The sequence below is a fragment of the Exiguobacterium sp. genome (genome assembly GCF_020832205.1).
Classification (GTDB): domain Bacteria; phylum Bacillota; class Bacilli; order Exiguobacteriales; family Exiguobacteriaceae; genus Exiguobacterium.
Genome location: NZ_JAFIFD010000021.1, coordinates 1 through 7,572 on the forward strand (window position 1 = coordinate 1; position 7,572 = coordinate 7,572).

The window sequence follows — 7,572 nt, forward strand, 5'->3', positions numbered from 1 at the left end:
GCTTCAGCGCCGAAAGTAGTTGGGGGTCTCCCCCTGTGAGGATAGGACGTTGCCAGGCAAGATCGTTCCGCAATAGCTCAGTGGTAGAGCAACCGGCTGTTAACCGGTAGGTCGTAGGTTCAAATCCTACTTGCGGAGCCAATTAGGCCCGTTGGTCAAGCGGTTAAGACACCGCCCTTTCACGGCGGTAACACGGGTTCGAATCCCGTACGGGTCACCATATCGGAGGATTAGCTCAGCTGGGAGAGCACCTGCCTTACAAGCAGGGGGTCGGCGGTTCGATCCCGTCATCCTCCACCATTTTTCATTAAACAATCAAACCATATATGCCGGTGTAGCTCAGTTGGTAGAGCATCTGACTTGTAATCAGAGGGTCGAGGGTTCGAATCCTTTCGCCGGCACTCCTTGGGGGGGTAGCGAAGTGGCTAAACGCGGCGGACTGTAAATCCGCTCCCTCGGGTTCGGCGGTTCGAATCCGCCCCCCCCCACCAGGTTTGAGCCATTAGCTCAGTTGGTAGAGCATCTGACTTTTAATCAGAGGGTCGCAGGTTCGAGCCCTGCATGGCTCATTTTTTTGCGGAAGTAGTTCAGTGGTAGAATACGACCTTGCCAAGGTCGGGGTCGCGGGTTCGAATCCCGTCTTCCGCTCCATATTATTCCCTTTAGGGGGCCTTAGCTCAGCTGGGAGAGCGCCTGCCTTGCACGCAGGAGGTCAGCGGTTCGATCCCGCTAGGCTCCACCATTTGTTTTTTTCTTAAGTTATTTACGACTTAAGTTTTTTTTTGCCTAAAACCATGAACCATTCACTTGAGAGTACAGAGAAAGGCAGCCTGCCACCATTCAGGCTGTCTTTTTGTATGTTTATACACGTCTCTGTGCAGTTGAACCAGGCGATTGATAGCGTTTACAATGAAGGTATTAATCGGTCAAGGGGGAATGGCTATGCAATGGTCATATATTGAAGTACCGCTTCGTTATGGACAGGGGAAACACGGAGTGGATGAAGGTCCGGCGAAACTGAGAGAACTCGGAATTGAAGCTTTACTTCCATCAGGAACAACGAAACGGACGATTCGTGTTTTACCAGAATCAGAAATTCGTGAAAACGAAGAACATTTAAAGCGTGTTGACGGTGTATTATATACGGTCAATGAGCTAGCTGAAGTCGTCAATGAGGAGCTTCAGGCGAATCGATTTCCATTGATCGTTGGGGGCGATCATAGCATGGCAATCGGTACGCTCGCGGGTCTTGCCAAGACTGGTCCATACGGGGTGATTTGGGTCGATGCGCACGCTGATTTGAACACAGGTGAGACGTCCCCTTCCGGAAACATTCACGGGATGCCGCTTGCGGCCGCCATGGGGATGGGGGATGTTCGATTGACTGAAGTCGGGGGCAGAGCGCGCAAACTCGCACCCGAACATTTAGTATATATTGCCCTCCGTGACATCGATGCCGGGGAAATGAATGAAATCAATCGTCTCGGCATTAAAGTCATCACGGTTGAAGAAGTTCGGACACGCGGTGTAGACGTCATTATGGAAGAGGCGATCACATACTTGCGAGAACGTGTAGGCCGTTTTTACATTAGCTTTGATATGGATAGTTTCGATGCCGAGCTCGTCGCCGGTACAGGAACGCCGGTTGACGGGGGATTGACGGCTGAAGAAGGGAAAGCGATTGTAGCCGAAGCGATGAAGGCAGACGAGTTGATCGCCATCGAACTCGTTGAATTGAATCCATCCATTGATGTGGAGGACAAGACGGCACAGTTGGCGTTCTCTCTCTGTGAGACGATATTGAAAACCAAAGAAAACCTGTTATTGGAAAGCTGAATCACTGGACATCCCTTACAGTTTCCAAATCCGTTTGCTACAATGGGTTTGGAAACTTTTTTTTGCGAAGTTGAAACTTAATTGACGAGTTGAACGTATAGAGAGATGACCGCATAGCTGCGGAGAGGGAGAGTGGATTGATGGAACGGCTGACCACCCGTTTGGTCGACGAATTGAGGTCGGGGAATCACGATTCGTTTGCTGAACTGGTAGAACTGTACAAGGACGGTGTCTTTGCTGTCGCCTATAAGATTCTTTATGACCGTGGCGAAGCCGAGGACGCTGCCCAAGAGACGTTCATTCGAGCCTACACACGGATTGAAACGTATGACCCGCAATATAAGTTCAAAACGTGGTTGTACCGGATTGCGACGAACGTCGCCATCGACCGGCTCCGCAAACGTAAACCGGAGTATTCGATGGATGCTGAAATCGCTGGTACCGAGGGTCTCACGTATCAAGACCACTTAGCTGATGACGCGCCCCAACCCGACGCCCTAGTCGTTCACCGTGAAATTCGAGGCGAGATGCATGAGGCGATCAAACAATTGCCTGACAAGTATCGAATCCCGTTACTATTAAAGTACGTGGATGATTTGTCGCTCAAAGAAATTAGCGTGATGATCGATATGCCGGTTGCAACGGTTAAAACAAGGATCTTCCGGGGAAGAGAAATGTTAAAAACAATCTTTCAAAACAGGGAGGGGTTCAATTGACTCCTGAAGAAAAACTGCAACAATATTTGGAAGATGGCATCCTGCCCGAAGAATCTGACGAATTCCGTCAATTACTCGAGGATGACGCCTTATACGAGGCTTACCTCCAGTACGAACGAATAGATGCCGAACTGAAAGCACTCCCGCGGCCGAAGTTGTCTGAGGATTTTACCGCTCGAGTGATGGCTGCTTTGCCTGATGCGAAAGCACGTCCGATCCATGCTGTGCCAGCTCCATCAGGGCAGTTGCCGACGAAGAAAGTACGACGTGTCCATTCAAGACAGATGACGTGGTTCCGAAAACATCCTGGACTGATCGCGGCTGTGCTCTTCTTCAGTTTGATGTCGAGCGCGACGCTCGGACTTTGGAACGGATCGACTGAAACGATGACGTATACGAAAGTGCCGGGCATTGTCGTCACGGCGAACGAGGTAATCGTACCGGAAGGTGTCACGATCGAACGAGACATCACCGTCCAAGGCGGAAACCTTCGAGTGGAAGGCAAAGTCGAGGGCAATGCGACGGCCGTCCATGGCCGTGCTTACTTGGCGAGTGCCGGTGAAGTGACAGGTGACCTCGAACAAATCGATCGAATTTTCGAGTGGATTTGGTATTCCATCAAACAGCTATTTTAAAGACGCCCTTCGTGGCGTCTTTTATTCATTTCAATCTAGTTTCGTTTTATCACGAGGCGATGCGTCGTTTTGGAAATGTGATATAATGAAACTTGCATAATTGGCTAGGTAGTTGAGGAGGGGAGCATTTGCCGCTACTTGAACAGGTTTCATTCTTATCATTTTTTAGTCTTTCAGAAAACGTACATTGGTACGATTATTTGAATGACGTTTTAGATATCGTCGTCGTCACGTACGTCATCTATAAGTTGATGATGATCGTCCGTGGGACAAAAGCGGTACAACTGATCAAAGGGATCTCGATCATCCTCGTCAGTTGGTTCCTCAGTGGGTTCTTTGGATTGAAGACGTTACAGTTCTTACTGAACCAAGTGATCACATACGGGTTGCTTGGGATTATCATCATCTTCCAACCGGAACTTCGCCGCGGGCTTGAACATTTAGGCCGAACGAGCAATCTGTTTGGTCGGACGAGCACGAGCGACGAGGATAAGCAACGTCAAATGATCGAAGCAATCGTCAGTTCGGCGCAATATATGTCGAAACGCCGAATCGGGGCGTTAATCGCCATCGAGCGTGACACCGGGTTAAACGAGTATGTCGAGACCGGTATCCGTATGGACTCGCATATCACGTCACAACTAATCATCAACTTGTTCATTCCGAACACCCCGCTTCATGACGGGGCGATGATCATTCAAGACGGGAAAATTGCAGCAGCGGCTTGTTATTTGCCGCTATCTGAAAGTCCGCACATCGATAAGGCACTCGGGACACGTCACCGGGCCGCAATCGGTGTGAGTGAAGTGACGGACAGTGTGACGCTCACTGTGTCGGAAGAGACAGGAGCGGTTTCACTTGCCATCGCCGGACGTCTTTATCGTGAATTAGACGAGGAGGCGCTCCGTAACAAGTTAATTCAAGAACTCGTCATCGAAGAAAAAGAGACGACGCTCTCGTTCTTCAATAAGAAAGGAGGGGACAAGTAAGTGATTGATCAGTGGTTACAACATAAATGGTTTCTCCGCATCATTGCACTTGCTTTAGCCATCCTCCTCTATTTCATGGTCGCCGAGACGAGCTCGTCGACTAGTTCGTCGAGCGCTTTACCGATCGTCGGGCAGAGTTCGATGTCGCTCGATGTGCCGGTAGAGGTGTTCTTCGATGAAGTCCAGTACGTGGCGTATAACGTACCGGAAGAAATGAGCGTCGAGCTCCAAGGTCCATCTAGTAGTTTAACGATGACGCGATTGGTGAAAGATTATCAAGTGTTCGTCGATTTGACGAACCTTGGCACCGGGTTTCATCGTGTCCCTGTAGAAGCACGTGGCTTTGGCGGGGACGTGAACATCAAGCTTGAACGCGACACGGTGGAGATTTATATCGACCGCAAACAGACGGTCGAGGTGCCGGTGTCCGTTAATTTGTTGAACAAGGATCAGTTACCGGAAGGACTGGTCGTCGGGGACGCTGAAATCGAACCGACGACGGTGAACGTGTCGGGCGGGGCGAGTCGAATCCAAAACGTGAAAGAAATCACGTTGAACGTCGATGTCGCCGATCAGAGCCAAACGTTTACCCGGGAATTGCCGCCGACGATTTTAGATGCGAACGGCAACCCGCTTAACGTAACGGTGGAGCCGAACATCATTCGCGTGACCGTTCCAGTATACGAACAAAGTGCGGTCATCCCGATCGAGGCAGTCACGACCGGAGAAGTCGCTGATGATTTCCGACTCGTTGATACGCTGCTCGCCGATACGGAAGTACGCGTGTTTGCGCCTCGTGATGTGTTGGAAGGCATCGAACGCGTCGAAACGGCGCCGATTGATTTGGATGAACTGAACAAGAGCGGGAAAGTGACGACGGCGCTTCGACTACCGGAAGGGGCGACGGCGCTCGAGCAAAAAGAAGTTGAAGTCCAATTACTTATTCGCGGCATAGATGACACACGAGATGACACGGGCGAACTGACCGAGCGGGTGCGTTTAACAGTTCCTGTGACAGTAAGGGGCTATGACCGGACGAACTACACGCTCCGTGCCCCAGACGTCGTCAGTGTGACGTTATCCGGAAAGCGTTCGCTCTTAGAAAGCATCACGTCGAACAGTATAAGCGTCACCCTCGACTTGACCGGCCTTCCGAGCGGGTTGCATGGGGTTGACGTCGATTACGAAGTGCCGAAAGGTGTGACCGTCGTCTCGCCAAAAACAATCGATGTCGAACTGAAGAGCGTCGATGATCAAACTGAAACGTCTTCGCTACAATAAGACGTTCAATCATACAAAAGTGAGGAAATGAATACATGGGTAAATATTTTGGAACAGATGGAGTCCGCGGCGTCGCGAACTCAGAATTGACAGCAGAACTAGCATATCGTTTAGGACGAGCCGGCGGATACGTGTTATCAAAACACTTGCCTGCTGGTGAACAGCCAAAAGTATTAATTGGCCGAGATACACGTATATCTGGACACATGCTCGAAGGGGCACTCATCGCCGGACTCTTGTCGATCGGGGCGGAAGTGATGCGTCTCGGTGTCATCTCGACACCTGGTGTCGCTTATTTAACGAAGTCGCTCGATGCGACAGCCGGCGTCATGATTTCGGCTTCACACAACCCGGTGGCGGACAATGGCATCAAGTTCTTCGGGAGCGACGGCTTCAAGCTCGACGATGCGACGGAAGCGGAGATCGAAGACATTTTGGATGCAGCGGAAGATACGTTGCCACGCCCGGTCGGAAAAGACCTCGGCTTCGTCTCTGACTACTATGAAGGCGCTCAAAAATACCTTCAAATGTTGAAACAGACGGTCGATGAGGACTTGGACGGTCTTCACATCGCGCTTGACTGTGCCCACGGCGCGACGAGTGGTCTGGCGGCGCGTCTATTCGCTGACCTTGAAGCGAACGTATCGACGATCGGCAACTCGCCGAACGGCTTGAACATCAATGAAGGCGTCGGATCAACGCATCCAGAACACTTGGCCGAGTTCGTCCGTGAAAAAGGGGCGGACATGGGGCTCGCGTTTGATGGCGACGGTGACCGCTTGATCGCGATCGATGAGAACGGAGACGTTGTCGACGGTGACATGATCATGTACATTTGCGGGAAGTATTTAAGCGAAAAAGGTCGTTTGAAAGACAATACGATCGTCGCGACCGTTATGAGTAACCTCGGGTTCCATAAAGCGGTCGAAGAAGCGGGAATGACGGCGCTGCAGACGGCCGTCGGTGACCGTTACGTCGTCGAAGAGATGAAAAAACATAACTACACGCTAGGCGGCGAGCAGTCGGGGCATTTGATTTTCCTCGACCATTCGACGACAGGCGACGGGATGCTCTCAGGCGTTCAGCTTGCCCAGATCGTTAAATCGACAGGACGCAAGCTATCTGAACTTGCGGCTGAAATGCCGGTCTACCCGCAAAAACTCGTCAACATCCGCGTCACGAACAAGAACGACGCGATGAACGGGGAGCGGGTACTGTCTACGATCCAAGAAGCGGAAGCGGAAATGAACGGAAACGGACGCATCCTCGTCCGCGCGTCAGGAACAGAGCCGCTCGTTCGTGTCATGGCGGAAGCGCCGACAAAAGAAGAATGTGAACGCTACGTCGAGAAAATCGCACAAGTCGTGCGCGAAGATTACGGCGTGGAAGGATAATTTTGTCGAAACAGGGAATAACACTAGGGAATCCAACTTTGGGTTCCCTTTTTGTTTCCGTTTTGTCACTGCGAAATCTTGTGATTTTCTTGACGAATGGGGGTGTGATTTGTACTATTAAGAGCGTGACCTTAGAAACGGAGGGGCACAAAGTACGAGAAAGCGCCAGAACTCTGCGGAGTTGACGAGGACGAAGGTGATCGAGAATTTCGGCGGATGCCTTCTAGTCGCCTGTCACGACTAGGAGTACTTCTTCAAAACGCCCGGGCGACCGGACGGACAAAGGGAAGTGCAGTGACAGCTCTTTGAAAAAGCCCGTTTCCTTTTTCGAGAAATCGAATATAGAGGAGAATGTTTTATGTGTGGAATTGTAGGAATGATTGGGAATACCGGAGCGAAGGAAATCCTTCTCAAAGGTCTTGAGAAACTCGAGTACCGTGGCTATGACTCGGCAGGTCTTGCGTTGATGCACGATGGCGTCAACGTTCATAAAGAAGTCGGGCGCATCGCCGCGCTACGCGAAATCGTCCCAGCAGAAGTAGACGGCACGATTGGCATCGGCCACACACGTTGGGCGACACACGGGGTGCCGAGCGTCCCGAACGCCCACCCGCACCAGAGCACGACGGCGCGCTTCACGCTCGTCCACAACGGTGTCATCGAGAACGACGAGCAAATCAAGGCGACACTCGACGTGCCGTTCCTCTCAGAGACGGACACG

The 7,572-nt window shown here is 51.3% G+C and carries 6 protein-coding genes, 8 tRNA genes and 1 pseudogene; all 15 read left to right on the forward strand.

What is annotated here, in order from left to right; genetic code table 11:
* Positions 1 to 66: 66 nt before the first annotated feature.
* A tRNA-Asn gene (locus JJU47_RS04915) sits at positions 67 to 141 on the forward strand.
* Between the two features lie 4 nt (positions 142 to 145).
* A tRNA-Glu gene (locus JJU47_RS04920) sits at positions 146 to 220 on the forward strand.
* A 4-nt stretch (positions 221 to 224) separates the two neighbouring features.
* Positions 225 to 300: transfer RNA gene (locus JJU47_RS04925), tRNA-Val, on the forward strand.
* Positions 301 to 328: 28 nt separating this feature from the next.
* Positions 329 to 401 (forward strand) — tRNA-Thr (locus tag JJU47_RS04930).
* A 6-nt stretch (positions 402 to 407) separates the two neighbouring features.
* A tRNA-Tyr gene (locus tag JJU47_RS04935) sits at positions 408 to 491 on the forward strand.
* Between the two features lie 5 nt (positions 492 to 496).
* Positions 497 to 569, forward strand: a tRNA-Lys gene (locus tag JJU47_RS04940).
* Positions 570 to 576: 7 nt separating this feature from the next.
* Positions 577 to 651 (forward strand) — tRNA-Gly (locus JJU47_RS04945).
* Positions 652 to 666: 15 nt separating this feature from the next.
* A tRNA-Ala gene (locus tag JJU47_RS04950) sits at positions 667 to 742 on the forward strand.
* A gap of 200 nt (positions 743 to 942) precedes the next feature.
* Positions 943 to 1,836 carry an arginase gene (gene rocF, locus JJU47_RS04955; RefSeq protein WP_228616701.1) on the forward strand — a complete coding sequence of 298 codons (894 nt, stop codon included), beginning with the start codon at positions 943 to 945 and terminating at the stop codon, positions 1,834 to 1,836.
* 140 nt (positions 1,837 to 1,976) lie between these two features.
* Entirely contained in the window at positions 1,977 to 2,552 is a 576-nt protein-coding gene (sigW, locus tag JJU47_RS04960; protein WP_228616703.1) for an RNA polymerase sigma factor SigW, read from the forward strand.
* Positions 2,549 to 3,187, forward strand: coding sequence for an anti-sigma factor (locus JJU47_RS04965; protein ID WP_228616705.1), 639 nt, complete (start codon positions 2,549 to 2,551; stop codon positions 3,185 to 3,187). Before sigW ends, JJU47_RS04965 begins: the two co-directional genes overlap by 4 nt.
* A 128-nt stretch (positions 3,188 to 3,315) precedes the next feature.
* On the forward strand, positions 3,316 to 4,176 hold the full coding sequence (gene cdaA, locus JJU47_RS04970) for a diadenylate cyclase CdaA (RefSeq protein ID WP_024372448.1): 861 nt from the start codon (positions 3,316 to 3,318) through the stop codon (positions 4,174 to 4,176).
* On the forward strand, positions 4,177 to 5,457 hold the full coding sequence (locus JJU47_RS04975) for a CdaR family protein (RefSeq protein WP_228616707.1): 1,281 nt from the start codon (positions 4,177 to 4,179) through the stop codon (positions 5,455 to 5,457).
* Between the two features lie 35 nt (positions 5,458 to 5,492).
* Entirely contained in the window at positions 5,493 to 6,851 is a 1,359-nt protein-coding gene (gene glmM / locus JJU47_RS04980; RefSeq protein WP_228616709.1) for a phosphoglucosamine mutase, read from the forward strand.
* Between the two features lie 358 nt (positions 6,852 to 7,209).
* Positions 7,210 to 7,572: pseudogene (locus JJU47_RS04985) on the forward strand (glutamine--fructose-6-phosphate transaminase (isomerizing)); the annotation flags it as partial.

What these genes read in the sequence shown, in the direction of transcription:
- sigW (WP_228616703.1), top strand. Translation starts at nt 1,977, where the DNA reads ATGGAACGGCTGACCACCCGTTTGGTCGACGAATTGAGGTCGGGGAAT.
- glmM (WP_228616709.1), top strand. Translation starts at nt 5,493, where the DNA reads ATGGGTAAATATTTTGGAACAGATGGAGTCCGCGGCGTCGCGAACTCA.
- rocF (WP_228616701.1), top strand. Translation starts at nt 943, where the DNA reads ATGCAATGGTCATATATTGAAGTACCGCTTCGTTATGGACAGGGGAAA.